Origin of the sequence: Micromonospora sp. NPDC126480 (assembly GCF_040302465.1) — a bacterium.
In the GTDB taxonomy this organism is placed as follows: Bacteria; Actinomycetota; Actinomycetes; order Mycobacteriales; family Micromonosporaceae; genus Micromonospora.
Genome location: NZ_JBEORU010000032.1, coordinates 64404 through 89457, shown reverse-complemented (window position 1 = coordinate 89457; position 25054 = coordinate 64404). Strand labels below are relative to the sequence as shown.

Below are 25054 nucleotides of genomic sequence, written 5' to 3'. Positions count from 1 at the left end.
TCTTGCTCGACACAAGTTGATCTACCAGGAGTCCCGTTCCCACTATCCAGCAGGGGTTGACCCGCCGATCACAGCCCTAACGCAACGGCGTTGACATCTGCCATCGAGCACGATCTTGCCGCGGGCCCTCCCTTACCGCTCAGCGGCAGGCGGCGTCCACCCGGTGGACCGGGCGTACCCGTCGTCCCAGCCCCTCCAGCAGCGAGTCCTCCACGTGGAAGTCGTGGATGCGCAGCTGATGCCGCGGCAGTTCCGCCTCCGAGGGGCAGAGCACCTGTGCGCGTACCTCGTCGACCGGCACGTAGCGCACCCCACCGCGCTCCTGGAGGATCACCATGTTCACGTCGTCGGTCGTCACCACGTGCCCGCGGATCTCCTCGGAAGAGCCCGAAGAGCCGCCGACGGTGGTCACCGTCAGCGGCAACACCGGCGTGCTGATCACCGGCAGCGCCGCCCACACCAGCACCACCAGCACGGCGGCCTCGGTGACCGACGCGAGCGGCCGGATCACCACCCGGGGCAGCGGCCCGGCGACGAAGAGCGCCAGCAGCGGGGGTACGACCAGCAGCACGATCGGCAGCGCCTCGCTCTGCCGCCAGGCGTCGCGCAGTGTCGGCACGAGCAGCCACAGGTAACCGGCGTACGCCGCCGCGACGAGCAGCGCCCGGATCAGCGGGCGCTCGTGCAGGCGTTCCGGCCTGAGCTGGAACGCCGCGACGAAGGCGGGCAGGAGCAGCGGCAGGTACAGCAGCGGCCAGGTGACCAGGGCCATCAGGAAGCTCGCCGCCATGAACCAGCTCGGCGTGATGTCCATCCAGCGGGCGAAGAGCGGGCGGCGGGTCAACCCGGCCACGCTGGCGGTGAGCACCCCGCCGAGCGCGAAGATCGCGACGAGCGCGGTGGAGAGCAGCCGGGCCGCCGTGGTCAGGAAGCCGGCGAGCAGGTTGACCGGCCCGACGTTGGCCACCAGCAGCAGCGTGGTCTGCAACTCACCGCCGGCCTCGACGCCGAGCCGCAGCACCGAGAAGATCGCCGGCACGCCCACCACGGCCGTCCAGAACGACTGGCTGGCCCGGGCCCGCCGCTCGACCTGGTCCCAACCGCCGGTGGCCGTCCCGGTCGGCGGGGCATCGGGCGACCGCGGCACCGGACGGGCAGCGTCCGAATCATCGGTGGCGGTCGCCGCCGCCGCGCTCATCGCCGTGGTGCCTTGTCGTCGAAGTCCACAAGTTTCGGTACGTCGAGCGGTTGCGGCTGCCGCTTGTCCGCGCGCAACCACGGCCCCAGCGTCCGGTTGTACGCGGTCAGCCAGGGACTTGTCTCCCCCTTGCGCCCCTGCTGGTAGCTCTTGTCGAGGAAGTACGCCACCAGGTCCCGCAGCGCCGGGTCGCCGATGGGGACGCCGACGCCGAGCAGTTCGCTGGTGCCGAACGGCATGTCGACGATCTCGAACTCGGTCGGGTGGCGGGCCACGAAACCGGCGAGCATCGTCTCGTCGGAGCTGACCGCGTCGTACTTCCCGGCGCGGATGCCCTCGACACAGTCCCAGACGTCCTTGACCACCAGCGCGTCGACCTGGTGTTTCTTCAACTCCTCCTCGGTGGTGGAGCCGCCGCTGGTGCAGATCTTGTACTTGGGGTCGCGCAGGTCCTCGATGGTGCGGATGTTGTCCTTGTGCCGCGTCGGGACCAGCACCTCCTGGGTGGTGACGAAGTACGGCCCGGCGAAGCTGACCGCCTTCTTGCGTTCCTCGGTGATGGAGAAGCTCGACACGACGAGGTCCACCACCCCGCCCTGCAGGTGCGGGATCCGGTCCTCGGTGGAGATCGGAACGAATTCGAGCCGGTGCTCACCCTCGTAACCCAGCGAGGCGGCGATGTAGCGGGCGATCTCGACGTCGAAGCCGACGTGCACGCCATTGCGTACCTCGCCCATCAGTGGCGAGTCGTCCGCCACCCCGATCCGCAGGACGGGCTGGCCCCAGATGTGCGTCTCGCGGAGCTTCTCCTGCACCGAGGGCAGCTCCGGCTCCCTTTGGCTGTCGCAGCCGGCGGCCGCGGCGAGCAGCAGCGACAGCGCGACGGCCACGGTGGTGGCGACCGAACGGAACCGCGACATGGATCACCTCGTTACGGCACGGAGTGTCTGAGACACCGACGGTAGCTGTCGCGGTCGAGGGGTGAGCATCGGCAACGGGCCGGGGTACGGCGGGCGCCCGATCGCCCGCCGTACCCCGGCGGTCCGTCAGCGGACGGTCAGCGAACCGACCGCGGGCAGCGGCGCCACCACCGGCGGAAGCTGCTTGGGCGCTCCGCGACCCGGCGCCGTGCTGCGGGCGCCGGGCGAGGGCTGCGCCCGCTCGGTCGCCACCGGCGCCTCGGGCAGCGGCGCGAACGGCTGGATGTCACCGGTGCAGACCGTGCCCTTCGCCGGCAGCGTGCCGCGCACCAGGTACGTGTCGACGGCGCCGGTGACGCAGGCCGACGTCCCGTACGCGGTGTGGCCCCAGCTGTCGCTGCTGAGCAGGCGGCTGTTCGGCAGCAGCTTCGCCGCCGCGACCGCGCCCCGGTAGTTGGTGGCCGGGTCCCAGTAGTTGCCGACCACCAGCACCGGCTTGCTGGTCCGCCGGTTGAACGGGCCGGTGAACCGGTCCTCGTCCCGCACCGTCCAGGTGTCCCGGGCGCACGGCGAGGTGCCCCAGGTCCACAGGCGACCGAAGTACGGGTCCCGCTTGTCGGCCGCCGCCGCCCGCGCCGGCCACGAGGCCGCGTTCCTCGGGTGGTTGCCGTCGGTGCAGTCCACGGTCAGGAAGGTCTCCAACCCGTTTTCGTACGGGAAGTCGAACCTCCGCTGCTGTTGCCGGGCCTCCGCGGCGTGCCGGGCCACCGTGGCGCGCGCCTGCTGCCGGGCGGCCGGGGCCGCGGCCGGGTCGGTCAGCACCAGCAGCTCGGCGGTGATCCCGACGATGTCCTCGTAGCCGAACGGGCCGTAGAGCGCGCCGAGGGTGAAGGAGACGAAGTCCGCGTACGTCACCCGGAACTCGCCGGCGTCCGGGTCCTCGATGACCAGGGGGTTGGCGCGCAGCCGCTTGGCCACCAGGTGGTACGAGGCGGCCGGGTCACCGTCGGCCAGGACGCAGGACTCCGGGCCGGCCTTCGCGCAGCGGTCGAGGATCTCGCGGAGCGCCTGGTACGCGCCCTGCGCGCTGCGCATCCGGTCCTCCTGGGTGGCGTCGCGGGCCCGGCCCTGCCCGATCCAGGCGTTCGGGTCGAGCACACCGTCGATGACGAGGGCGCGGACCCGGTCCGGGAACAGGTTGGCGTAGTACTGCCCGAGGATGCTGCCGTAGCTGAAGCCCAGGTAGGTCAGCTTCTTGTCGCCCACGGCCCGGCGCAGGACGTCCATGTCGCGGGCGACCTCGGCGGTGGACGCCGCGCCGGTGAGCGGCTTCCCGGTGGTGGAGCAGCCCTTCCCGACCGCCTTCGAGGAGGCGATGTACGCCGTCTCCTCGGCCTTCGTCCACGGGAACGCGACGTTCAGCCCCGCGTACGCCCGGGTCTGGTCCTTCACCGACGGGAAGCAGCGCACCTGCTCGCTGGCGTTGACACCGCGCGGGTCGACACCGACCACGTCGAAGCGGTCGAGCACCTCGTCACCGAGGAAGAACGGCGCGGCCAGGGCGACGTCGGTGCCGGAGCCGCCGGGACCACCCGGGTTGATGAAGAGGCTGCCGATGCGGTTCTGCTGGTTGCGCGCCTTCACCCGCAGCAGGGCGACCTCGGTCGTCGCCCCCTTCGGCCGGTCGTAGTCGAGCGGAAGGTCCACAGTGGCGCACTCGGCGTAGTCGTAGCAGGGGTACCAGTCCAGCTTCGGCGTCGGGACGCGGTCGACGCGGCGGGCCTCCTGCGGGCTGGTGCGGTCGGCGGTGACCGGCCGCCCCCAGCCGGCCTGGACCGGTGTGACAGCCAGTCCGCTGAGGAGGATGCCGGCGATGCCGGCGGCGGCGAGGGACCGGGTTCGTCGTGGCATGTGGACGCCTTCCGGTGGACGACAGGGACTCGTCGAGGTGTCGCTCGACCCCCGCCACTCTAGATATCGCAGGCAATGAATGTCGCGTATACGAAGGCCGTGTATCGGACAACTTACGTGGCGACGTAACGAAAAGTTCATTGCCGGCGCTGTTTGTTATCCGTTCCCGCGAACCGCCGCGCAGTGGGTTGACAGCGGGCCTCTGGCCGACATGCTTGGACGGATGACGGTACGCAGGCCCGATGCGCGGGTGGTGGCCCTCCTCGCCGGGCTGGGGGCGGCCACGCTGCTGACGACGCTGCTCGTGCTGCGCCGGCAGGACCTTCTCGCGGTCGTCCTGGCGTTGCTCTGCGTTCTGCTTGCGGCGATCTGCGCGGTGGCCGTGGCCGCCGTGCGCGACGGCCGGGAGCCGCCGAGCGTCCCCCTGTCGCCCCAACCGGCGGACGGGCTCCACGGCGTCGACGCGGACACCCTCGAGTCGCTCGACAACCGGGAGGCGGTGCGCGCGATGCGGGACCGCTACCGCAACAGAGAGCTGTCAGCTGACGAGGGTCGGTGACGCGAACGCGCCGAGGCCGCGGCCGGCCAGGCACCGGAACGTCCGGTCGGCGCCGTCCGGCGGCAGCACGTCCAGCTTCCACCCCTCGGTCCCGCTGACTCCGCTGGCCAGCCGGAAGGTGGTCACGTTGCACACCTGGCGGACGGCCGGGTCGGCGGCCACCTCGGCGTAGCCCGCCCCGCGCAACGCATCGGGCAGCTCACCCTCGGCGTAGCTCTCCCACGTGTGCTCGCCCGAGCAGGGCACCTGCTCCGCGCGGGCCCGCGCGCCCCGGACCTGGATCGGCCCGAAACACTCCAGCTCGTCGCCGCACCGGGCGCCGCCCGGCAGCTCCGCGACCTGCGCGCAGGCGGGCCGCGGGCCGGTGCCGGAGACCAGGTCGGCGGTCGGTGACGGTGCCGGCGTGGAGAGGGCGGTGCCCAGCCAGGCACCGGCGCCGACCGCCGCGGCGAGCGCCACCACCCCCGCCCCACCGAGGAACCAGCGGCGCCGCCGACGGCCGGCGACCGGCACGGTGGGGTGCTGATCCTCGACCGGCGGACGCTGCGCCGGCCGGCCGGAGCGGCCGACGGCGTACGGCCCCGGGTGCCCGGTGCCGGCCGGGCCGCCGGAGAAGGGGGCACCGGCGTGACCGGACACGGTGCCGACGAGCGGAAGGTGGGCCAGCAGGTCCCGCAGCTCGGCGGCGGACGGCCGTTCCCCCGGGTCGTTGGACATGCCGGCGCGGAGGATGTCGACCAGTTCCTCCGGTACGTCCGGCAGGCCGGGGACCGGCTGGTGGAACATCTCAAGCACGGTGACCAGGCTCGGGTTGCGTTCGGACCGCCAGCGTGGCGGCCGGCCGTGCATCACCGCGTAGAGGGTGGCGCAGAGCGCGTACACGTCCACGGCGGGCGACGGCGGGGCGTGGTTGAACATCTCCGGCGGCGCGTACGCCGGGGTGAGCACCTCGAGGGCGACCGACGCGTCACGCATCTCGGCGACGACGGCCAGCCCGAAGTCGGCCAGCACCGCCGAGTTGAAGTGTGAGTAGAGGATGTTTGCCGGCTTGACATCGCGGTGCAGCACGCCGGCAGCGTGCGAGTGGGCGATCGCGTCGGCGATCTTCACGCCGAGGTCGCGGGCCTCCACCGGACCGAGCGGGGAGGTGCGCATCCGTTCCGCGTACGACCCGTCACACAGCTCCATGATCAGGTAGGGGTGCTGGTCGACCGTCACCCCGACGTCGAAGAGGTCGACCACGTGCGGATGCGACGACATCCGACCGGCCGCGCGTGCCTCGCGCAGGAACCGGGCCTGGTCCCGCTCGCTGTCGAGCGTGCGGTTCTCCACCTTGACCGCCACCTCGCGCCCGACCGAGATCTGGGTCGCGCGGTAGATCGTCGCGTAGCCACCCCGGGCAAACACCCGCAGATCGGTCAGACCGGGCACGATCGGCGTCGGCAGGGCGCCGGGCGGGGTCTCGGTCACAGCTCGAAAATACCGAACCGGGCGGCCCGCTCAGCGAACCGCGTCCGCGGCGGGTGCCGGACCGGCCTGTTCGCCGGGGGCGGACACCGTGGATTCCGTCGATGCGGCACCGGACCGGCGGGCGTCCCACCAGAGGCCGGCGGCGGTCGCCAGGGCCCCCAGCCCTTCCCAGGCGGCCACGCCGAAGAACCGCCCCGGTGCGATGTCGGACAACACCGCGATGGTGAACACGGTGAACGTGACAAGCCGGAACCAGACCGTGAAGCGGTAGAACGCCCGCCACTCCGTGGCCGTGGCGACCAGGTAGTAGACCCCCATGTTGAACGACGCCATCGAGGACGCGGTCAGGAAGGTGCCGGTGTAGTCACCGGGTGCGCGGGCGGCCGGCACCTCGAAGCCGAGCATGCGCAGCAGCGCCTCCGGCCAGATCAGCCCGACCGCGCCCATGAGCAGCGCGAGGACGCCGAAGACCGCGATCGTCCAGCCGGCGACAGAACGCGGCAGCTTCATCGGAATCCCTCCCCGCTCGGCGCGATCGCACCCCGCGCCCGGTCCCCACACGCTAGCGACCACCCCCGACACCCAACATCACCAAAACCGCCAATCCTGGCCGAACCCCGCGCTCCCCGCCCGCCCCACCGCGGCCCCTCGTCGATCATGGAGTTGTGGTGCCCCAGAAAGGGGTGAACAACGGCATACCGCCCACCACAACTCCATGATCGACTCGGGCGGGGGCCTCGCGGGGGGTCAGGGGGTCGTGAGGTGGGCGAGGAGGGTGTCGGCGTTGCGGCGTTCGCTGCGCTGCTCCGTGGCGTACGCCAGGCGCACCGCCTCCTCCGCGCTGGCCCGCGCCTCGACCGGCCGGCCGCACGCGGCGAGCGCCTCGGCCAGCACGCTTGCCGCGATCACCTGGCTGCGCACGTCCTCGGCCGGCGCCGTGACCGACCGCCGCGCCCAGTCCAGGGCCTGCTCCCGCTGACCGTGCGCGAGCAGGGCGGACGCGTACCGGGCCATCGTCTGCCGCCGGGAGAAGAGCAGTGCCGGAGTGTGCAGCGCGGCCGTCGCCACCGGGGCGAGCAGCCCGACCGCGGTAGCCGAGTCACCGGCGGCGAGCCGGGCGGTGGCCAGCAGCACCCGGGGCGCCACCTGGGCCGGGGCCTGCGGGTTGTGCGGCTCGACCGCGGTCAGCACCGCCCGCGCGTCCCGCTCGGCCAGGTCGTAGTCGCCCATCTCCAGCGCCACGAAGCCGCGCAGCGTGCCGGCCATGCCGGTCAGCAGCGGGTGCGAGGTGCGCCCGGCGAACGCCAGCGCGTCGGTGAACAGGTCGGCGGCGTGCGCCGGCTCGCCCAGCCCGCGGGCGATGACTCCCCGGACCACCAGCGCGAAGCCCCGCCCCCAGTCGTCGGAGACGGCGGCGAAGTCCCGGTACGCCCGGCGGGCCAGCCGGTCCGCCTCGGCCAGGTCACCCAGCTCGGCGGTGGCGAACGCCTCCACCGCGCGCAGCGTGCCGACCGCCCACTCCTCGCCGACCCGCTCGCCGAACGGGAGGAACACCTTCGCCAGCCGGCACGCCTCCCGCAGCCGGCCGGCCAGCAGGCGGGCGAACGCGGTGGTGCCCCGCAGCCAGGCCCGCCCGTACGGGTCCTTCAGCTCCGCGAAGAGCCGGACGGCCCGGCCCAGCACCGCGTCGGTGCCGGCGAAGTCGCCCCGGGTGGTGGTGACCCAGGCGAGGTTCTGCAGCGACCACGCCTGCCCGCGGCGGTCCTGCACGGCGAGGCTGGTCTGGTACGAGGCGGCGAGCCGACTGCTCGCCTGCCCGAGCCGCCCGGCGATGAAGTCGGCCATGCCGAGCCGGCGCATCGCCGAGGCACGCAGCGTGGGCAGCCCGTGCGCGGTGGCGACCTGCAACGCCTCCTGCCAGCAGGAGACCGCCCGGCCCTGGTCACCCATGGTCTGGTGCGCCTGGCCGGCGAGGAGCAGCGCACTGGCCCGGGTCGCCGCCTCGTCACCGGCGTTGGCGGCGATCTTCTCGGCCGAGGCGAGCGCGTCGGCGGGCCGGCCGACCTGGAGCAACGCCCGGGCGCCCACCACCCGGTCGGCCGCCGGAACGCCGTCCCGGGCCAGCTCGGCCGCGCGTTCGGCGTACTCGACCGCCAGCGCCGGCTCCCCGGCGTGCAGGGACCGGCGGGCGGCGCGACCCAGCGCGGCGACCCCCAGCGGGACCACGGTCCGCGCCGCCGCGTCCGGCCGCAGGCCGACCGCGTCGGCGAGCGCGGTGGCCCGCTCGACGTGCTCGGCGACGAAGTCGTCCCGGGCGGCCTCGGTGAGGCCGCCCGGCGCGGGGGCGCCGGCCGGTGGGTCGGTCGCCGCCCAGCGGGCCAGGGCGGCGTGCCGTTCGGCGAGCTCGGCCTTGCTGACACCGGCGTACGCGGCCTCCCGCATCAGCGGCGTGGCGAACGCGTACCCGGAGCGGCTGCGGTGCAGCATCCGGCGCTGCAGCAGCTCCTCGACGGCGCGTTCCAGTTCGACGGCCACCACCGCCGCCGGGCGGCCGTCCCGACCGGTCCGCTGTTCGCGCAGCGCCTCCAGGGCACCCGCGGGCACGGTGTCGCCGACCACCGCCGCGTCGCGCAGCACCGAGCGGGCGTCCGGCGGCAGCGCGTCGATCCGCGCGGCGAGCACGGCGGCGAGGTCCCGGGAGAGCAGGCGGCTGCCGAGCGAACCCGGCGCGAGCCGCCAGCCGCTGCCGGTGCCGGCGGTCAGGGCGCCCCGCTCCATCAGGAGGGTGACCAGTTCGGCGAGGTAGAACGGGTTGCCCTGCGCGGTGGCGAGCAGGCGGTCGGCGTCGGCCTGCGGCAGTTTGCCACCGCCGAGGTAACTGGTGAGCAGCCGGGCGGCGTCCGCGCCGCGCAGCGGCGGCAGCGCGTGGACCTCGGCGTCCGCCACCCGGGTCAGCGCGCCCGCGGTGCGCACCAGCTCCGGGCGGCCGAGCAGCAGCACCAGCACCGGCCCGGCGAGCCGGGACAGGGTCACGCCGAGCGCCCGGATCGTCTCGGCGGTGGCGTCGTGCAGATCGTCGACGACGACCACCAGCGGCGCCTCGCCGGCGAGAGCGTTGAGCAGGTCGGCGACGGCGTTCGGCACCGCGTCGGAGTCGGCGGCCTGGGCGGCGCTGCTCCACTCGCCCTGGTCGGTGGGGCCGCCGCTGGGCAGCTCCGCGTACCCGAGGAGGGCGAGCAGCTGCTCGGCGCCGATCGGGGCCGGTTCGCCCGCGGCCCGGGCGAGGCGCTGGCCGAGCCGGCGCAGCCGCTCCTCCACGGCGGGGCGGGTGAGCGCGGTGGCCGGATCGGTCGGCAGGCCGACGGCGGCGCGGACCAGGTCCGCGAGGGGTCCGAGCCGGCGCCGCTCGCCGAACGCGGCGCAGCGGACGGAGAGCACCCGCGCTCCGGTGTGTGCCGCGAACCGGCCGGCGCCCACGTCGTAGCCGGCGGCGAGGCGCTCCACCTCGGCGGCGAAGCGGGACTTGCCGATGCCCGCCTCGGCGGTCATCAGCAGCACCCGGGGCTCGCCGCGGTCGATCACCTCGGCGAGCCGCCCGGCGACCCGCCCGATCTCGGTCTCCCGGCCGACGTACGGCGCCTCGTCGCCCAGCCCGGACCGGGTGCCCGGGGCGTCCAACAGCCCCAGCAGCTCGTACGCCTCGACCGGCTCGCGCTTGCCCTTGAGGCGCAGCGGGCGCAACGCCCGCCAGGACGCGACGTGCCGGGTGGCGGCGGCGGTCCGGGTCCCGGCGTAGACCGCGCCGACGGCCGCCGCGTCGGCGAGCCGGGCCGCGGTGTTCACCGTGTCGCCGATGACCGTGTACTCGATCGCGGCCTGGATGCCGGCGATCACGTCTCCGGTGTTGAGACCGACCCGCAGGCCCAGCGGCGCGCCGCCGCCGCGCTCGTCGTCGAGGACCCGCCGGACCGCCCGCTGCATGGACAGCGCCGCGCGGACCGCCCGCTCGGCGTCGTCCTCGTGTGCGACCGGCGCGCCGAAGACCGCCATGATCCCGTCGCCGGTCAGCTTGTCGACGTGACCGCCGAAGGTCTTGACCGCGCCCGCGAGGGCGGCGAGCACCCGGTCGGTGACCGCCCCGACCCGCTCCGGGTCGAGGTCCTCCGACCAGGAGGTGAAGTCCGACAGGTCACCGAAGAGCACGGTGACCACGCGGCGCTCGGCGGCCGGGAGGGTCGCCGCGGCCGGCAGCGCGGCGCCGCAGTTGTGGCAGAACCGCGCGCCGGGCACGGCGACGGTTCCGCACACGGGGCAGGTCACGTCTGCTCCAACCCCGCGCGGTCGTCGTCGGATTCCCGCCCCAGGTACTCCAGCTGCGCCCGGACCGACCACTCCGCGGCCCACCACAGCGAGCGGTCGACGTCCGCGTACACGATCGCGACGACCTCGGCGGCGGTGGTGGCGCCGCCGTCCAGCGCGGCCCGGACCTGGTCGAGCCGGGCCCGCCGGTGCGCCAGGTAGAAGTCCGCCGCCGCGCCGCAGTCGGCAAGTGCCGGGCCGTGGCCGGGCAGGGCCGGGATCCCGGCGTACGTCGAGAGCAGCTCCAGGCTGTCCAGGTAGTCCCCGAGGTGCCCGTCCGGGTGGGCGACGACGGTCGTGCCCCGGCCCAGGATCGTGTCGCCGGTGAGAACGACCCGCTCGCCGCCGCGCTCGGCGAGGAAGCAGACGGAGTCACCGGTGTGCCCGGGGGTCGGAACGAGCCGCAGGTCGATGCCGGGTACGGCGGGCGGCGCGCCGGCACCGACCGGCTGCGCGCCGATGGTGTGCACGGTGTCGGCGGCCCGGACCGGCACCCCGCCGAGCAGGTCGCGCAGGGGCGCCGAGCCCTCGGTGTGGTCGGGGTGGCCGTGGGTGATCAGCACCAGGCCGATCGGTCCCTGCGCGGCGATGGCGGCGAGGTGCCCCCGGTCGGCCGGCCCCGGGTCGATCACCACGGCCGGCTCGCCGGGCGCGCGCAACACCCAGGTGTTGGTGCCGTCGAGCGTCATCGCCCCCGGATTCGGGGCGCGCAGCAGGGTGACCCACGTGGGCAGCGAGCCCGCGAGAGCCGCCGCCGGTGCCGTGAAGTGCCCGCCCATGGCTGCGATCGTACGACCACCGCCGCCACCCCCCGCGATCATGCACTTCCGGCCCTCGCTTCGTACCCGTTCAGGGCCTTTGTCGGGGCGGAAAGTGCACGATCGCGGGGGTGGGGCGGTCAGGACACCTCGACGATGACCTCGACCTCGACCGGGGCGTCCAACGGGAGTTCCGCGACCCCCACCGCGCTTCTGGCGTGCTGGCCCGCCTCGCCGAAGACGGCGGCGAAGAGGTCCGAGGCACCGTTGATCACGCCCGGCTGACCGGTGAACCCGGGGGCGCTGGCGACGAAACCGGTCAGCTTGACGACCTTGACGACGTTCTCCAGGCCGACCAGCGCGTCGATCGCGGCGAGCGCGTTGAGCGCGCATCGCCGGGCCAGGTCCTTTGCCTGGTCGGCGGAGACACCGGCACCGACCTTGCCGGTGGCGAGCAGCTTGCCCTCGGCCATCGGCAACTGACCCGACACGTACACGTGCTGGCCGGACTGCACCGCCGGCACGTAGCTGGCCACCGGGGGAACCACCTCGGGCAGCTCGTGCCCCAGCTCGGCGAGCTTCGCGTGGGGCCCGGTCATGCCTTCGGCCGCTTCAGGTAGGCGACGAGCTGCTCCGGGTTCGGCCCGGGAATCACGGAGACCAGCTCCCAGCCGTCCTCGCCCCAGTTGTCGAGGATCTGCTTGGTCGCGTGGACCAGCAGCGGGACCGTGGCGTACTCCCACTTCTGCATCGCTGGAAGGCTCTCTTTCGGCGGAGTTCGGCTCTTTCCGCCACAGCCTACGGCCCGGTCGCGGACCCCGGTGCGGGACGCTGCTCCGGAGCCGCCGCCACCTCGCCGCACGGCCCGGTGTGCTCGTACGGCTGCGGGCACCGGGACCGGTCCGGCAGCAGGAGGTCACAGAACACCCGGTGCCGGTTGTTCTGGTCGTCCGCCGTGGACACGGTGGTCTCCCCGGCGTCGACCTCACCGAGGAAGCTCAGCGAAGTGGCGATCGTGTTCGCCAGCGCGGTGGCGGCGGCCAGGTCGGCGACGCGGACCGGCAGGTGCACCACGTACCCGGGCCCCTCCTCGTCCCGGGCGCGTTCCACCGGCCCGGGGAGGGCGTCCCCGACCCGGGCGGGCGAGTCGCCGGACCGGTCGGCGGCGGGCAGCACGTCGACCGGCTCGGCGATCCGCCGGTAGGACCGTTCGTTCATGGGCAGCCCGCCCGTTTCGCCGCCGATCGGTGCGCCGAGCCGCCGGACCGCCGGCGGGTACTGGATCCGGGGGATGTTCTCCACGTCGCGCATGCCCTGCCTCCGGCGGTCTCACCTGGTCGAGTCCTCGTTTGTCGGCCCGGCCCCCGCCCGGTCCAGCGCCTGGTGGAAACGTAGGACGGCGGTCGGAGTCCCGCCAACAGGACGCGCGGCACCGGAGCACGACAAGTCACATATGCGACACCCTGCAGGTCGGCGGGGTACCCACGACGGACCGCCGACGGGATCCGCACCCAGGTGCCCCTCGTGCGGGACCGACCCTGCACCGGATTGCCGACCCGACCGCTACCCTTCCGGTCGGAACCGGCGGGTCCACCGCCACCACGCCGACGCCCGTCGCCTCGCCGAGTCGACGCGGTCCCACCCCCGGGGGAACGATGACCCAACCACCCAGCGGCGATCCGGCCGGCCAGCCGGGCACCCCGGTCGAGGCGGCCACCCCCGCGGTGCCGCGACAGGGCCCGCCCGCCGTACCGCCGCCGGAGGCCCCGCCGGAGAGCTCGGAGGCGCCGCGGCGCAGGCGCGGCGTGCTTGTCGCGTCGGTCGCCCTCGCGGTGATCCTGGTCCTGTGCGTCGGCGGCGGCATCGTCGCCTTCCTCACCCTGCGTACGGCGGAGAACGGTGAGGGCGCCGAAGAGCCGACGGTCGCCGTCGAGCAGTTCCTCACCGCCGTCTACCGGGACCGCGACGCCGGCAAGGTGTCCGCCCTGGTCTGCTCCGCCGCCCGGGACGACGGCAAGATCGCCGCCAAGGTCGCCGAGGTGGAGAAGTACGCGGCCGGCTACCCGAACCCGCGCTTCCGGTGGAGCCCTCCGAGGGTCGACAACCAGACCGGCGACCGGGCCACGGTCACCACGAAGGTCACGATGACCACCGCCGACGAGAAGATCGCCGACCTGCCGCTGCGCATCACGGTGGTCAAGAAGACGGGTTGGTGGGTCTGCGAGGTGGCCTGACCGCGACGCCTGGATAGGCTCGACGGGTGGGAGCAGCGCAGCGACCGGTCGAGCCGGCCGGCACCGAGTGGCCGGCCCGCCTCCACGTGGTGACCGGCAAGGGCGGCACCGGCAAGACGAGCGTGGCCGCGGCGCTGGCGCTCGCGCTGGCCACCGGCGGCCGGCGCGCACTGCTGGTCGAGGTGGAGGGGCGGCAGGGCATCGCCCAGCTCTTCGGCACCGACCCGCTGCCCTACGCCGAGCGGCACCTGGCCGACGCTCCCGGCGGCGGCGAGGTACGGGCCCTCGCGGTGGACGCGGAGGAGGCCCTGCTCGAGTACCTGGACATGTTCTACAAGCTGGGCGGGGCCGGCCGGGCGCTGCGCAAGCTCGGCGCCATCGACTTCGCCACGACGATCGCGCCCGGGCTGCGCGACGTGCTGCTCACCGGCAAGGTCAAGGAGGCCACCACCCGCACCGCGGGGCAGCGGCGGGTGTACGACGCGGTGGTGCTGGACGCGCCGCCGACGGGACGCATCGGCCGCTTCCTGAACGTCACCGCCGAGACTGCGCGACTGGCCCGGATGGGCCCGATCAAGACGCAGAGCGAGGGGGTCGCCGCGCTGCTGCGGTCCCCGATGACCGCCGTGCACGTGGTGACGCTGCTGGAGGAGATGCCGGTCCAGGAGACGATCGACGCGATCGCCGAGCTGACGTCGCTCGGCTTCCCCGTAGGGAAGGTCATCGTCAACGGCACCCGGCCGCCGCTGCCGGTCGGGCACGCGGTCACCCCGGCGGAGCTGACCAGCGGGCTGCTCGCCGCCGGCCTGCCCGCCGACGAGCCGACCGTGGCCGGGCTCGCCGCGGAGGCACGCGACCAGGTGGTCCGCCGGGAGTTGGAGGACTCGTTGCGGACCGACCTGGTGGAGCTGGGGTTGCCCATGGTCGAGCTTCCGCTGCTGCCCGACGGGGTGGACCGGGCCGGGCTGGACCGGCTGGCCGAGGCGCTCGTCAGGGCGGATTGACTCACACCCTCCGTCGGCCCGGACGCGCGGGCGGACCCGGCCCGATACGCTCGATTGGTGCCTTCCGACAACGTGGCGCCGCCGCCGCTGGACGTCGACCGGATCCTCGCCGATCCGGGCGTACGGATCGTGGTCTGCTGCGGGGCGGGCGGGGTGGGCAAGACGACCACCGCCGCCGCGCTCGCGCTGCGGGCCGCCGAGGAGCACGGCCGGCGCACCGTGGTGCTCACGATCGATCCGGCGCGCCGGCTGGCCCAGTCGCTCGGGCTGACCGAGCTGGACAACACCCCTCGCCAGGTCAAGGGCATCGACGCGGAGGCCAGCGGCGGCGAGCTGCACGCCATGATGCTGGACATGAAGCGCACCTTCGATGACGTGGTGCTCCAGCACACCGATCCGGCGAAGGCGGCGGAGATCTTCGCCAACCCGTTCTACGCGGCCATGAGCTCCACCTTCGCCGGCACCCAGGAGTACATGGCGATGGAGAAGCTCGGGCAGCTGCACGCCCGGGGCGAGTGGGACCTGATCGTGGTGGACACGCCGCCGTCCCGTTCGGCGCTGGACTTCCTCGACGCGCCCGCCCGGCTCTCCCGCTTCCTGGACGGCCGGATGCTGCGGCTGCTGCTGGCCCCGGCCCGCACGGGCGGCCGGAGCATGTTCACCTTCGTCACCGCGGGTTTCGGGATGTTCTCGAAGGTCGTGCAGAAGGTGCTGGGTGCTCAGCTGCTGACCGATCTCTCCGGTTTCGTGGCCGCTCTCGACTCGATGTTCGGCGGCTTCCGGCAGCGCGCCGAGCAGACGTACCGCATCCTCCAGGCGCGGGAGACGGCGTTCCTGCTGGTCGCGGCACCTGAGCCGGACGCGGTCCGGGAGGCCGCGTACTTCGCGGGTCGGCTGCGGGAGGAGAAGATGCCGCTGGCCGGCCTCGTGCTGAACCGGGTGCATCGTCCGGCCGTGCCGGAGCTCGGCCCGGCGGAGAGTCTGGCCGCCGCCGAGCGGCTGACCGAGCTGGGGGGCCACGAGAGCACCGCCGAGGTGCTGCGGGCCCACGCCGCGCTGGCCCAGCAGGCGGTACGCGAGCAGCGGGTGGCGGCGCGCTTCACCGAGGCGTTCCCGTCCGTGCCCATGGTGTCGGTGACGGCGCAGCCCGCCGACGTGCACGACGTCGACGGGCTGCGGACGATCGGTGCGGCGATCAGCCGCGAGTGACGCGGCCGCGGGCCGTGGCGGCAACCGGCGTGGCCCGTGGCAACCGGCGTGGCGCCCCCGGCCCGCCGTGGTGACGCCGCCGGTTGTCGCTCAGCCGGCCGTCGCGGCCAGGACCTTGTCCTTGGCGGCCTTCTCCTTGGCGTTCTTCCGCATCGCGGCCTCGAACATCTTGCGCCAGCTCGTGACCTGCGGGTGGCGGCGCAGCAGCGCCCGCCGTTCGCGTTCGGTCATGCCGCCCCACACACCGAACTCGATCCGGTTGTCGAGCGCGTCAGCCAGGCACTCGTACCGGACTGGGCAGCTCCGGCAGATCCGCTTCGCCACGTTCTGTTCGGCGCCCTGTACGAACAACGCGTCCGGGTCCCCGTTCTGACACGCCGCCAGCGACGGCCAGTCAGTGATCATGCCCATCTGTACACGTCCCCCCTTGCAGTACTACCGACCCCGTCGCGGACCAGCCGGCTGTTTCCCCCCGATCGCCCGGCCGGCCTTCCCCAAGGCGGCACGGACGACATGTGGCGTTTGTCGCCGCCCACATCATGCTCTGTAGTCACCCGATTACGCAACGTTGTCGGCCAAATCCATCATTCCGGACACTCCCGGCTTCCCGGGCTGGTGACCGCCGCTTACCCCGGCCGGGTCCGCGAAAACGCTGCGCGCCCTCCCCTCGGCGAGAGAGACTCGGCGCCGGGTCACGCAACCTCGCACCGGGGGTCGTGCGTTTAGCACAACGAGGACGGCGCGCGCAGGAAATGGGGAAAAGACGCCCCGGCGCCCCTCGTTGCCTGTTCGCGTACCCTGTCGAGGTGACCTGGATGCGGAAACGTGACCACAATGTGCTGACCAACGCCGCATCGCTACTCATCTGTGGCCTGCTGGCCGGCGTGGTGGTCGCCGCGGCGGCCTTCCCCGCAGTGGCGATGTCCGGCCTGGCCGCCAAGGCCGGCGCCGAGACGTTCGGCGCGCTGCCGACCGAGCTGACGGTGAAACGAGCGCCGCAGATCACCTACCTGCTCGCCTCCGACGGCAAGACGCCGCTGGCGACGATGTACGACGAGAACCGCCGCGACGTGGAGCTCAAGGACGTCGCGCCGGTCATGCGGGAGGCGATCATCGCCGCCGAGGACCACGACTTCTACAAGCACAACGGGGTCGACCTCAACGGCGTGGCCCGCGCCTTCGTCAACAACAGCCAGAGCGGCGCCGACCGGCAGGGCGCCTCGACGCTGACGATGCAGTACGTGCGGCTCGCCATCGCGTACTCGGCGACGCACCCGGCCGACGTGGTCGCGGCGACCGAGGACACCAGCGCCCGCAAGCTGCGCGAGATGCGCTACGCCATCCAGATCGACAAGGAACTCTCCAAGGACGAGATCCTCCAGAACTACCTGAACATCGCCGCGTTCGGTAACGGCGCGTACGGGATCTACGCCGCCAGCCAGGTCTACTTCGCCAAGAAGCCGAGCGAGCTCACGATCCCCGAGGCGGCGATGCTCGCCGGTCTGGTCAAGGCTCCCAGCGCCTACAATCCCACCACCAAGAGCGGGTACCCGCAGGCGGTGGCCCGCCGGGACTACGTCATCGACAACATGGTCGAGACCGGCGCCATCACCAAGGAGGAGGCCGAGCAGGCCAAGGCCACCAAGCTGAAGGTGGTCGGCAAGCGGGCGCCGAACGGCTGCGTCGACACCATCAAGAAGGAGTGGGGCTTCTTCTGCGACTACTTCTACCGCTGGTGGATGTCGCAGGAGGCGTTCGGCTCGACCTCGTACGACCGGGAGCGGCGGCTCAAGAGCGGCGGCTTCACGATCGTCACCACGATGGAACCGCAGGTCCAGAACGCCGCCGACAAGGCGGTCCGCAAGAACCTCCCGGCGACCAGCAAGGCCGCCCGGATGGTCGCGGTGGTCGAGCCGGGCAGCGGCAAGGTCCGGGCGTTGTCGGTCAACCGCAACTACAAGCTCGACGACCCGAAGAGCCCGGTCAACAAGCCGCACAGCGACCCGAAGAAGCGCAAGGCGGGCAAGCGGGGCAACTACCCGAACACCGTCAACCCGCTGCTCAGCGGCGGTGACGGCATCACCGGGTACCAGGCCGGCTCGACGTTCAAGATGTTCACCATCGTGGCCGCCCTCGAGAAGGGCATCCCGCTCAGCTACACGATCAACGCCCCGAAGCAGTTCCGGTCCGAGTACATCATCGACCGTTCGAGCGACGCGGCCTGCAAGGGCACCCATTTCTACTGCCCGACGAACGCCAGCGAGAGCATGGCCGGCGTGCACAACATGTGGAGCGCGTTCGGCCGCTCGGTCAACACCTACTTCGTGCCGCTGCAACAGCAGGTCGGCGCGGACAACGTAGTCAAGGCCGCCAAGAAGCTCGGCATCACGTTCCGCGCCCAGGAGGACCTGGACCTGGAGAAGGGTGCGCACCAGTGGGGCGCCTTCACCCTGGGCGTCTCCCAGACCATGCCGCTGGAGCTGGCCAACGCTTACGCCACCCTCGCCGCCGACGGCAAGTACTGCGAACCGATCCCGGTGCAGGAGATCCGCGACCCGGAGGGCAAGAAGCTCGACATCGCCAACCCGCGCTGCGAGCAGCGGATCAGCACCGAGGTCGCCCGGGCCGCGGTGGACGCCGCCCGCTGCCCGGTCGGTGACCGCTCGTCGACCTCGAAGTGCACCGGCTCCACCGCCGGCAACGTGCGGCGCATCGTCGGCGCCCCGGTGGCCGGAAAGTCCGGCACCACCGACTCGGACAAGACCTCCTCCCTGGTCGCGATGACCAAGCAGTACGCGGTGGCCGGCATCATGGCCGACCCGGACTGGCCACAGACCAACCAGAAGATGGGCCACGACGTCAAGACCGGCATCAACCCGCCGGTGTACGAGACGCTGCGCGACGCCATGAAGGGCAAGGAGAAGATCAACTTCACGCCGCCCGGCAACAAGATCCGCGACGGTGACCAGCGCCGGATCCCCGACGTCAAGTGCGTAAGCGTGGACCAGGCCAAGTCCCGCATCAGGGGCGCCGGCTTCGACCCGGTCGTGTCCAGCAACAAGGTCCCGTCCAGTTGCCCCGCGGGCACCGCCGCCGGCACCAGCCCGGACGGCCGCACCATCAAGGGCGGTGTCGTCATGATCCAGGTCAGCTCCGGCCAGGGCGACAACCCGTCCACGCCGGGCTCCGGCCCGCCGACCAACCCCGGCCGGCCACCGGGGCGCGACTGACCGGCCCGCACGACGAACGGGCGGGCACCCGCTGAGGGTGCCCGCCCGTTCCGCGTACGTGGGTGCTCAGACGGCGAGCTGCCGGCGTACCTCGGCGGCAACCCGGCCCCCCTCGGCCCGGCCGGCCACCGCGGCCTGGGCGGCCTTCATCGCCGGGCCCAGCTGCCCCTTGCCGGCGAAACCGCCCGCGGCGAGCGCCCCCGCGACCACCTCGGCCAACTCCTCCTCGGAGAGCTGCTTCGGCAGGTACCGCTCCAGCACCTCGCCCTCGGCGGTCTCCTTCGCGGCCTGCTCGCCGCGCCCGGCCTCGGCGAAGGCCGTCGCGGCCTCCCGCCGCTTCTTGGCCTCCCTGGTCAGCACCGCGAGCACCTCGTCGTCGCTGAGCTCACGCTTGGCCTTGCCGGCGACCTCGGCGTTCCCGACCGCCGCGAGCGCCATCCGCAGGGTGGAGGTGGTCAGCTCGTCACGCGCCTTCAGCGCGGTACGCATGTCCGCGGTGAGACGGTCCTTCAACGTGCCCATGGACGGTCAAACTACCCTGATCGCCATGCGAAAGCGCACACTATTCCGGCTCGCCGCCGGGACCGCCGCCGTGGGCGCGGCCACCCTGGCGTACGCGTCGCTCGTCGAGCGCAACCTATTCACCCTGCGGCGGTACGACGTGCCGGTGCTGCCGGCCGACACCGAGCCGCTGCGCATCCTGCACCTGTCCGACCTGCACATGATGCCCGACCAGCGGCGCAAGCAGAGCTGGGTGGCGTCGCTGGCCGGGCTGGACCCCGACCTGGTCGTGGTGACCGGCGACAACATGGCCCACCCCGGCGCGGTTCCCGGCGTGCTGCGCGCCCTGCAGCCGCTCCTCGACTACCCGGGCGCCTTCGTCTTCGGCTCCAACGACTACACCGGCCCGGTCTGGAAGAACCCGTTCACCTACTTCCTGCCGGACCGGGAGTACGCCGAGGGCGCCGCGCTTCCCTACGACGAGCTGCGCGACGTGTTCACCGGCGCCGGCTGGGTCGACCTGAACAACGCCCGGACCACCATCAAGGCCGGTGGGCGGCTCATCGAGCTGGCCGGCGTCGACGACCCGCACATCGAACGGGACGACTACTCCGCCGTCGCCGGCCCGGTCTCGCCCTCGGCGGACCTGTCGGTCGCGCTCAGCCACTCCCCGGAACCGGCCGTGCTCGACCTGATGGCGGCCGACGGCTTCGGGCTGCTGCTCGCCGGCCACACCCACGGCGGTCAGGTGTGCGTACCGGGCGTCGGGGCGCTCGTGACGAACTGCGGGCTGCCCCGCTCGATGGCCAAGGGCCTGCACCGCTGGCCCGGCTCGGACGCGTGGCTGCACGTGTCGGCCGGCCTCGGCACCCACCCGACGGCCCCGGTCCGCTTCGCCTGCCCGCCGGAGGCGAGCATCCTGACGTTGATCCCCCGCTGAGCGGCTCGGAGCGCAAGTTCGGGGAAGTAGTGGCCTCGTCACACCGGTGAGGCCGCACCTTCCCCGAAGTTGCGCGGATCTTGGGCGCGCCGGGGCCGCCGGGGTACCCAGTTTGACCCTCGGACCGGGTGGGCTACTATTTGTCGGCACGCCTCGGGGTGTGGCGCAGCTTGGTAGCGCGCTTCGTTCGGGACGAAGAGGTCGTCGGTTCGAATCCGGCCACCCCGACCAGAGGTAACAGCAGGTCAAGGCCCCTCCGCGGAGGGGCCTTGATTCGTCTTCGCGATCGAGGACGTCGCCGGTCCAGCAGATCAGGTGCCTCGCGATGCCCTACCGTAGGGCGCGCCCACGAGAGGCACGGAACCGTCCGGGCAGCCGCACCGTCCCACCTGCGGAACCGGTCGGACGGAGGACGGATGCGCCGGAACAGGTACGTGATCGGATCGTTCGCTCTCGCCGTGCTGCTGCTCACCGCCTGCGGCGGTGACCCCGTTCCGGTGGCGCCGGCCCCGGCCGACCCGCCGGAGCCCACCGGCACCGCGTCGGCGGTGCGGCAGGAGCCGACCGGGCTGGTCGGCATGTGGACGGTGACCGGGGACGGCGTCGCGGCGGATACCGTACTGCGGCTCGGCGACGACGGCCCCCTGGTGTTCCAGGGGTGCGAGATGCTCACCGGGGACTGGCGGGCCGACCAGAGCGGGCTCTTCCTCGCCGACGTCCACGGCGCCTCGATGACCGACGACCGCGGGTGCGGCCCGTCCGGCCGCACCCGGACACCGGACTGGCTGGCGCGGGCCAGCGCGTTCCGGGCCGACGGCGACAGTCGGCTCCTGCTCGACGCCGATGGCGCCGAGCTGGCCCGGCTGCGGCCGGGTGCCCGGCCGCGGGGCGGCCCGGACGTCTACCCGCCGTGGCTGGAACCGCCGGTGGTGACCGAGGAGACGCGCCGCCGACTAGCGCCCGTGCCTCCACTGCCCGCCGGTCTCGTCGCTCCCGACCAGGTGGCGTTGACCGGCCGATGGCTGCCGGCCGGCGGACCCGACGGACGCGGGCCGGCTCCCGGCCCGGGTGGCTGGCCGGAGCCGCCGTACGCGGAATTCGCCGCCGACGGCACCTGGCGCGCCTCCGACGGCTGCAACGGCACGGGTGGACGTTGGGTGAGCGGCCCGGCCGGCGCGTTCGCCGCAACCGGCGGAGTCAGCACGTTGATCGGCTGCGACAACGTGCCGATCGGCGCCTGGCTGATCACCGCCCGGCAGGTCGGCCTCGACGGCGAGGTGCTGGTGTTGCGCGACGCGCAGGGCGCGGAGACCGGACGGCTGCGGCGGGCCTGAGCACCCAGGGCCGCCGGCAGGCCCGCCGTGGCCGCCGGTTGACCCGCCAGCCCTGCTCCGACGATCAGCGTTTCGGGTGCCCGGCGAAGAAGTCCCAGATCACGTCGGTGGCGTTGAGGGCGGCCCCGGGGTCACCCAACCCCACCTCGGCGCCGCCGGGCCAGCGGTGCCCCATGCCGTTGACCGTGTACCCGACGATCTCCATTCCGCCCGGGCAGGTCGAGGTCGTGCGGTTGACCGTCCTGCCCTTGTCGACCCAGACCGGTGCCCCGTCGGTGCAGCCGTACTCGCGGCGCCACTGGCCGAGACGGATCTCCAGCGCGTCGGCGGTGCGGTCGTCGGCGCCGATGATCGACAGGACGGAGACGGCGCGGGCCGGCCGCTCGGTGGTCTCCGGCCGCCGGCCGCTGAGCAGGCCGCCGCTGACCGGCGCGACCGCCGCGAACAGGTCCGGTGCCTCGGCCGCCAACCGGTACGACGTGGTCGCGCCGGCCGACATGCCGGTGGCGTAGACCCGGCTCGGGTCGGCGTCCCACCTCTCGACGAGGTGCTCGACCATGGCCCGGATGAAGCCCACGTCCTCGTTGCCACCGCAGCACGGGTACGCGACCAGGAAGTTTTCCGCGTCCGCCTTGGCGTCGAGGCGGGTCATCCGGCGCATCATCGCCGGGTCCGCACCTCGGTAGTGGACGGCCACCACCAGCGGGAGCTTCTGTCCCGGCCGGTAGCCGGGCGGGGCGTGCAGCTCGTACCCGCCCGGCCGGCCCGCCAGCGCGAGGATGTGGTCGCCGGGTGCCGGCTTCTCGGGTGGGGCCGGCGGCGCCGAGCTCGCCGTGGCGGTGCTGGGGCCGGACCGGGGCGGCTCGGTGCCGCCGCCGCACGCCACCGGACCGAGAAGGACGGTGGCGGTGAGCGCCGCGGCAAGGAGTCGGCGTGGTCGGATCGGTTCCATTGTGTCTCCCCCGTGGTCGTTTACGCGAAACTAACCGCGGGCCGGGGTCGGTCGCTGTCCCGCTCGGCAACGATCCGGACACATACCGCCCGGCGATCAGTCGTGCAGCTCGGTGCGCCGGATCTCGGCGAACGCCGCGGCCAGGTGCGGTTCGAGCGGGGCGCCGGTGGCCGCCAGCAGGTCCGCGACGAGCAGCGGGGCGTGCCGGGCGTACGCGTCGGGGCCGGGCGGGGCCTCGTCAGCGTCCGGGTCGTACAGGCCGAGCGCACCGGCGAGCAGCACAAGCACCACGTGCGGGTCCACGTCGGCCCGCCAGCCGGCGGCACCGCGGACGCAACGCTCCAGCACCTGGCGAATGTCGTCGCCGGCGAGCCCGTCCGGGTGCCCGAACTCGAGCAGGGACCGGACCACCGCGCCGAGGACCAGCCCGGACCGTTCGGCCGCCGCGAGACGGCCGGCCGCCACGTCGTACGCCTCGACGTCGCGGTCCTGCGCGGCGCGGACCGCGTCGACCGTCGCCACCGCGATCTCGCGGGCCGGTGCGGGCAGGTGGCGCCAGGTCATGGTCATCCGGTCAGCATCGCAGACCCCTCCGACGGCGTGTCACCTCGCGACAACGGCGACGGGCCCCGGAGCGGACGCTCCGGGGCCCGTCACACGCCCGGTCAGGAGGCGGCGGTCTCCGCGGTGGTCCGGATCCGGTCCAGGGCCGGGCCGGACACCGGCGAGTTCGCGGTCAGGTACGCCACGAACGCGTCCAGGTCGATCTGGCCGGTGACCAGGTTCGTCCCTCCGGTGAGGACGGTGAAGCCGTCACCGCCGCCGGCGAGGAAGTTGTTCACCGTGACCCGGTAGGTGGTGCCGGTCTCGACCGCCACGCCACCGAAGGACAGGCTGCCCGGGACCACCCGGGTGCCGGCGCACGGGTCGCCGGCCGGCGCGGTGGTGCCGGCCGGGTCGACCACGTAGCTGACCGTCGACGACGGGTAGAGCACCCGACCGGTGACGAACTGCTGCTCCAGCAGGCAGTAGAGCTGCGCGCCGGTGAGGTCGAGGGTCACCAGGTTGTTGGCGAACGGCTGCACCGTGAACGCCTCCTCGTAGGTCACCGGGCCGGCGTCGAGGTCGGCCCGGACACCGCCGGGGTTCATGAAGGCCGCGACGGCGCCCTGCTCGTCGTCGGTGGCCCAGAGCTGGGCGTCCGCGATCAGGTTGCCGAGCGGGGACTCGCCCCGGGTGGTGTCGAAGAGGGTCTCCTGGCTCCTGGTGATCGCCTCGACGGTCTCGCCGACCTGCCGGCCGGCGACCGGGCCGAGGACGGCCTTGTAGCGGTCGACAAGCGCGGTCTGGTTCGGGTCCTTGGCGACGTCGCGGGTGACCACGAGGTTCTCGGCGGTCGCGCTGAGCACGTCACCGGTACGCCGGTCGATCTTCAGGTCGATGTCGGTGACCAGACGCCCGAACGAGCTGGCGCTGGTGACCAGCTTGTTGTTGACCTCGCAGTTGTACGCCTGGTGGGTGTGCCCGCTGACGATGACGTCGATCGACGGGTCCATCCGGTTGGCGATGTCGACGACCGGGCCGGTGAAGTCGACGCAGTCGTTGATGCCACCGGCGCCGGCCTGCGTGCCACCCTCGTGCAGCAGCACGACGATCGTCTCCACGCCCTTGCGGCGCAGCTCGCGGGCGTACCGGTTGGCGGTCTGGGCCTCGTCGGTGAAGGTCAGGCCGGCCACGCCCTGCGGGCTGACGATCTCCGGCGTGCCCTCCAGGGTCATGCCGATGAAGCCGATCTTGACGCCCTGGACCTTGTGGATGGCGTACGGCGGCAGCAGCGGCTTGTTCGTCTCGTCGACGAAGGCGTTGGCGGAGAGGTACTGGAAGCCGGCGCCCCGGTACGGGGTGCCGTCGGCGCAGCCGTCGACCGGGTGGCAGCCGCCGTGCTGGATGCGCAGCAGCTCGTCGGAGCCCTCGTCGAACTCGTGGTTGCCGACGCTCGCGTAGTCGAGCCCGGCCATCGACAGCGCCTCGATGGTCGGCTCGTCGTGGAACGCGGCGGACAGCAGCGGGGAGGCGCCGATCAGGTCGCCGGCGGCGACCGTGACGGTGTTCTTCTTCTTGCTGGCCTTGCGCAGCTCGGCCAGGTGGGTGGCCAGGTACTCCACGCCACCGGCCGGCTGGCCGGCGATGGTGCCGCTGGAGCCGCCCGGCGGCTCGAGGTGACCGTGGAAGTCGTTGAGCGCGAGCAGGGTGACCTCGACCGGCTTCGGCCGGGCGTCCGCCTGGTCGGGGGTGGTCGTGACCGCGCCGAACGCGGCCACGGCGAGCGCGGTCAGACCGATGGCGGCCCGACGCATCCCGGGGATGGACATGGAACTCCTCGTGGGAAGCCGGCGCGGACGTCCGGGCGATGGGTCACGCCGGGCCGTGCCGCGCCGTCGGCAGGTTTCGGTCGCGGTGGCGGCGGTGGGGGAC

Annotated in this window: 22 protein-coding genes and 1 tRNA gene; 8 read left to right on the top strand and 15 right to left on the bottom strand. The window is 73.1% G+C overall.

Annotated features, from left to right (window positions below; all coding sequences use genetic code 11):
- Nucleotides 1–139: 139 nt before the first annotated feature.
- The 3 genes from ABTW87_RS25210 to ABTW87_RS25200 form a co-directional block, all read right to left on the bottom strand.
- Nucleotides 140–1198 carry a hypothetical protein gene (locus tag ABTW87_RS25210; protein WP_350653430.1) on the bottom strand — a complete coding sequence of 353 codons (1059 nt, stop codon included), beginning with the start codon at nt 1196–1198 and terminating at the stop codon, nt 140–142.
- On the bottom strand, nt 1195–2118 hold the full coding sequence (locus tag ABTW87_RS25205) for a transporter substrate-binding domain-containing protein (RefSeq protein ID WP_350653429.1): 924 nt from the start codon (nt 2116–2118) through the stop codon (nt 1195–1197). Before ABTW87_RS25205 ends, ABTW87_RS25210 begins: the two co-directional genes overlap by 4 nt.
- A gap of 126 nt (nt 2119–2244) precedes the next feature.
- The gene (locus ABTW87_RS25200; RefSeq protein ID WP_350653428.1) at nt 2245–4029 is read right to left on the bottom strand and encodes an alpha/beta hydrolase; all 1785 of its coding nucleotides are present in this window, start codon (nt 4027–4029) and stop codon (nt 2245–2247) included.
- Nucleotides 4030–4252: 223 nt separating this feature from the next.
- Between ABTW87_RS25200 and ABTW87_RS25195 the strand changes: the two genes are divergently transcribed.
- Nucleotides 4253–4588, top strand: coding sequence for a hypothetical protein (locus tag ABTW87_RS25195; protein ID WP_350653427.1), 336 nt, complete (start codon nt 4253–4255; stop codon nt 4586–4588).
- Here the strand turns inward: ABTW87_RS25195 and ABTW87_RS25190 are convergent.
- The 7 genes from ABTW87_RS25190 to ABTW87_RS25160 all read right to left on the bottom strand — a co-directional run bounded on the left by ABTW87_RS25190 (nt 4568) and on the right by ABTW87_RS25160 (nt 12486).
- Nucleotides 4568–6019: a serine/threonine-protein kinase gene (locus tag ABTW87_RS25190; RefSeq protein ID WP_350653435.1), complete on the bottom strand. Its 1452-nt coding sequence runs from the start codon at nt 6017–6019 to the stop codon at nt 4568–4570. The two genes, ABTW87_RS25195 and ABTW87_RS25190, sit on opposite strands and share 21 nt — an antisense overlap.
- A 69-nt stretch (nt 6020–6088) precedes the next feature.
- Complete coding sequence (locus ABTW87_RS25185) at nt 6089–6568, bottom strand: hypothetical protein (RefSeq protein ID WP_350653426.1); 480 nt, start codon at nt 6566–6568, stop codon at nt 6089–6091.
- A gap of 237 nt (nt 6569–6805) precedes the next feature.
- Nucleotides 6806–10378 carry an adenylate/guanylate cyclase domain-containing protein gene (locus ABTW87_RS25180; RefSeq protein WP_350653425.1) on the bottom strand — a complete coding sequence of 1191 codons (3573 nt, stop codon included), beginning with the start codon at nt 10376–10378 and terminating at the stop codon, nt 6806–6808.
- The gene (locus ABTW87_RS25175; RefSeq protein ID WP_350653424.1) at nt 10375–11196 is read right to left on the bottom strand and encodes an MBL fold metallo-hydrolase; all 822 of its coding nucleotides are present in this window, start codon (nt 11194–11196) and stop codon (nt 10375–10377) included. Before ABTW87_RS25175 ends, ABTW87_RS25180 begins: the two co-directional genes overlap by 4 nt.
- 119 nt (nt 11197–11315) lie before the next feature.
- Nucleotides 11316–11774 carry a RidA family protein gene (locus ABTW87_RS25170; protein WP_350653423.1) on the bottom strand — a complete coding sequence of 153 codons (459 nt, stop codon included), beginning with the start codon at nt 11772–11774 and terminating at the stop codon, nt 11316–11318.
- A complete protein-coding gene (sp36, locus tag ABTW87_RS25165; protein WP_091452994.1) occupies nt 11771–11926 on the bottom strand; it encodes a Sp36 family protein in 156 nt (51 codons plus the stop codon). Before sp36 ends, ABTW87_RS25170 begins: the two co-directional genes overlap by 4 nt.
- A 47-nt stretch (nt 11927–11973) precedes the next feature.
- On the bottom strand, nt 11974–12486 hold the full coding sequence (locus tag ABTW87_RS25160; RefSeq protein WP_350653422.1) for a hypothetical protein: 513 nt from the start codon (nt 12484–12486) through the stop codon (nt 11974–11976).
- A gap of 344 nt (nt 12487–12830) precedes the next feature.
- Between ABTW87_RS25160 and ABTW87_RS25155 the strand changes: the two genes are divergently transcribed.
- The 3 genes from ABTW87_RS25155 to bagB are packed head-to-tail and all read left to right on the top strand — an operon-like array spanning nt 12831 to nt 15622.
- Nucleotides 12831–13409, top strand: coding sequence for an Rv0361 family membrane protein (locus ABTW87_RS25155; protein ID WP_350653421.1), 579 nt, complete (start codon nt 12831–12833; stop codon nt 13407–13409).
- A gap of 26 nt (nt 13410–13435) precedes the next feature.
- The gene (gene bagA / locus ABTW87_RS25150; RefSeq protein WP_350653420.1) at nt 13436–14413 is read left to right on the top strand and encodes an ATPase BagA; all 978 of its coding nucleotides are present in this window, start codon (nt 13436–13438) and stop codon (nt 14411–14413) included.
- Between the two features lie 54 nt (nt 14414–14467).
- Nucleotides 14468–15622 (top strand): ArsA family ATPase, encoded by a 1155-nt coding sequence (bagB, locus tag ABTW87_RS25145; RefSeq protein WP_350653419.1) that lies wholly within the window; start codon nt 14468–14470, stop codon nt 15620–15622.
- A 90-nt stretch (nt 15623–15712) separates the two neighbouring features.
- Here bagB and ABTW87_RS25140 read toward each other — a convergent pair whose 3' ends face one another.
- Nucleotides 15713–16033: a WhiB family transcriptional regulator gene (locus tag ABTW87_RS25140; protein ID WP_350653418.1), complete on the bottom strand. Its 321-nt coding sequence runs from the start codon at nt 16031–16033 to the stop codon at nt 15713–15715.
- A gap of 404 nt (nt 16034–16437) precedes the next feature.
- Here ABTW87_RS25140 and ABTW87_RS25135 point away from each other — a divergent pair, with 404 nt between their 5' ends.
- Nucleotides 16438–18852: a penicillin-binding protein gene (locus ABTW87_RS25135; RefSeq protein WP_350653417.1), complete on the top strand. Its 2415-nt coding sequence runs from the start codon at nt 16438–16440 to the stop codon at nt 18850–18852.
- A 66-nt stretch (nt 18853–18918) separates the two neighbouring features.
- On the opposite strand, the gene ABTW87_RS25130 is transcribed toward ABTW87_RS25135, so the two are convergent.
- Nucleotides 18919–19374 carry a GatB/YqeY domain-containing protein gene (locus tag ABTW87_RS25130; RefSeq protein WP_350653416.1) on the bottom strand — a complete coding sequence of 152 codons (456 nt, stop codon included), beginning with the start codon at nt 19372–19374 and terminating at the stop codon, nt 18919–18921.
- A gap of 25 nt (nt 19375–19399) precedes the next feature.
- Here ABTW87_RS25130 and ABTW87_RS25125 point away from each other — a divergent pair, with 25 nt between their 5' ends.
- The 3 genes from ABTW87_RS25125 to ABTW87_RS25115 all read left to right on the top strand — a co-directional run bounded on the left by ABTW87_RS25125 (nt 19400) and on the right by ABTW87_RS25115 (nt 21627).
- Nucleotides 19400–20293 (top strand): metallophosphoesterase, encoded by an 894-nt coding sequence (locus tag ABTW87_RS25125; protein ID WP_350653415.1) that lies wholly within the window; start codon nt 19400–19402, stop codon nt 20291–20293.
- Nucleotides 20294–20447: 154 nt separating this feature from the next.
- A tRNA-Pro gene (locus tag ABTW87_RS25120) sits at nt 20448–20524 on the top strand.
- 185 nt (nt 20525–20709) lie between these two features.
- On the top strand, nt 20710–21627 hold the full coding sequence (locus ABTW87_RS25115; RefSeq protein ID WP_350653414.1) for an META domain-containing protein: 918 nt from the start codon (nt 20710–20712) through the stop codon (nt 21625–21627).
- Nucleotides 21628–21691: 64 nt separating this feature from the next.
- On the opposite strand, the gene ABTW87_RS25110 is transcribed toward ABTW87_RS25115, so the two are convergent.
- The 3 genes from ABTW87_RS25110 to ABTW87_RS25100 all read right to left on the bottom strand — a co-directional run bounded on the left by ABTW87_RS25110 (nt 21692) and on the right by ABTW87_RS25100 (nt 24951).
- Nucleotides 21692–22579 carry a CE1 family esterase gene (locus ABTW87_RS25110; RefSeq protein WP_350653413.1) on the bottom strand — a complete coding sequence of 296 codons (888 nt, stop codon included), beginning with the start codon at nt 22577–22579 and terminating at the stop codon, nt 21692–21694.
- Nucleotides 22580–22675: 96 nt separating this feature from the next.
- Complete coding sequence (locus tag ABTW87_RS25105) at nt 22676–23149, bottom strand: hypothetical protein (RefSeq protein WP_350653412.1); 474 nt, start codon at nt 23147–23149, stop codon at nt 22676–22678.
- A gap of 95 nt (nt 23150–23244) precedes the next feature.
- The gene (locus tag ABTW87_RS25100; RefSeq protein WP_350653411.1) at nt 23245–24951 is read right to left on the bottom strand and encodes a bifunctional metallophosphatase/5'-nucleotidase; all 1707 of its coding nucleotides are present in this window, start codon (nt 24949–24951) and stop codon (nt 23245–23247) included.
- Nucleotides 24952–25054 lie beyond the last annotated feature (103 nt).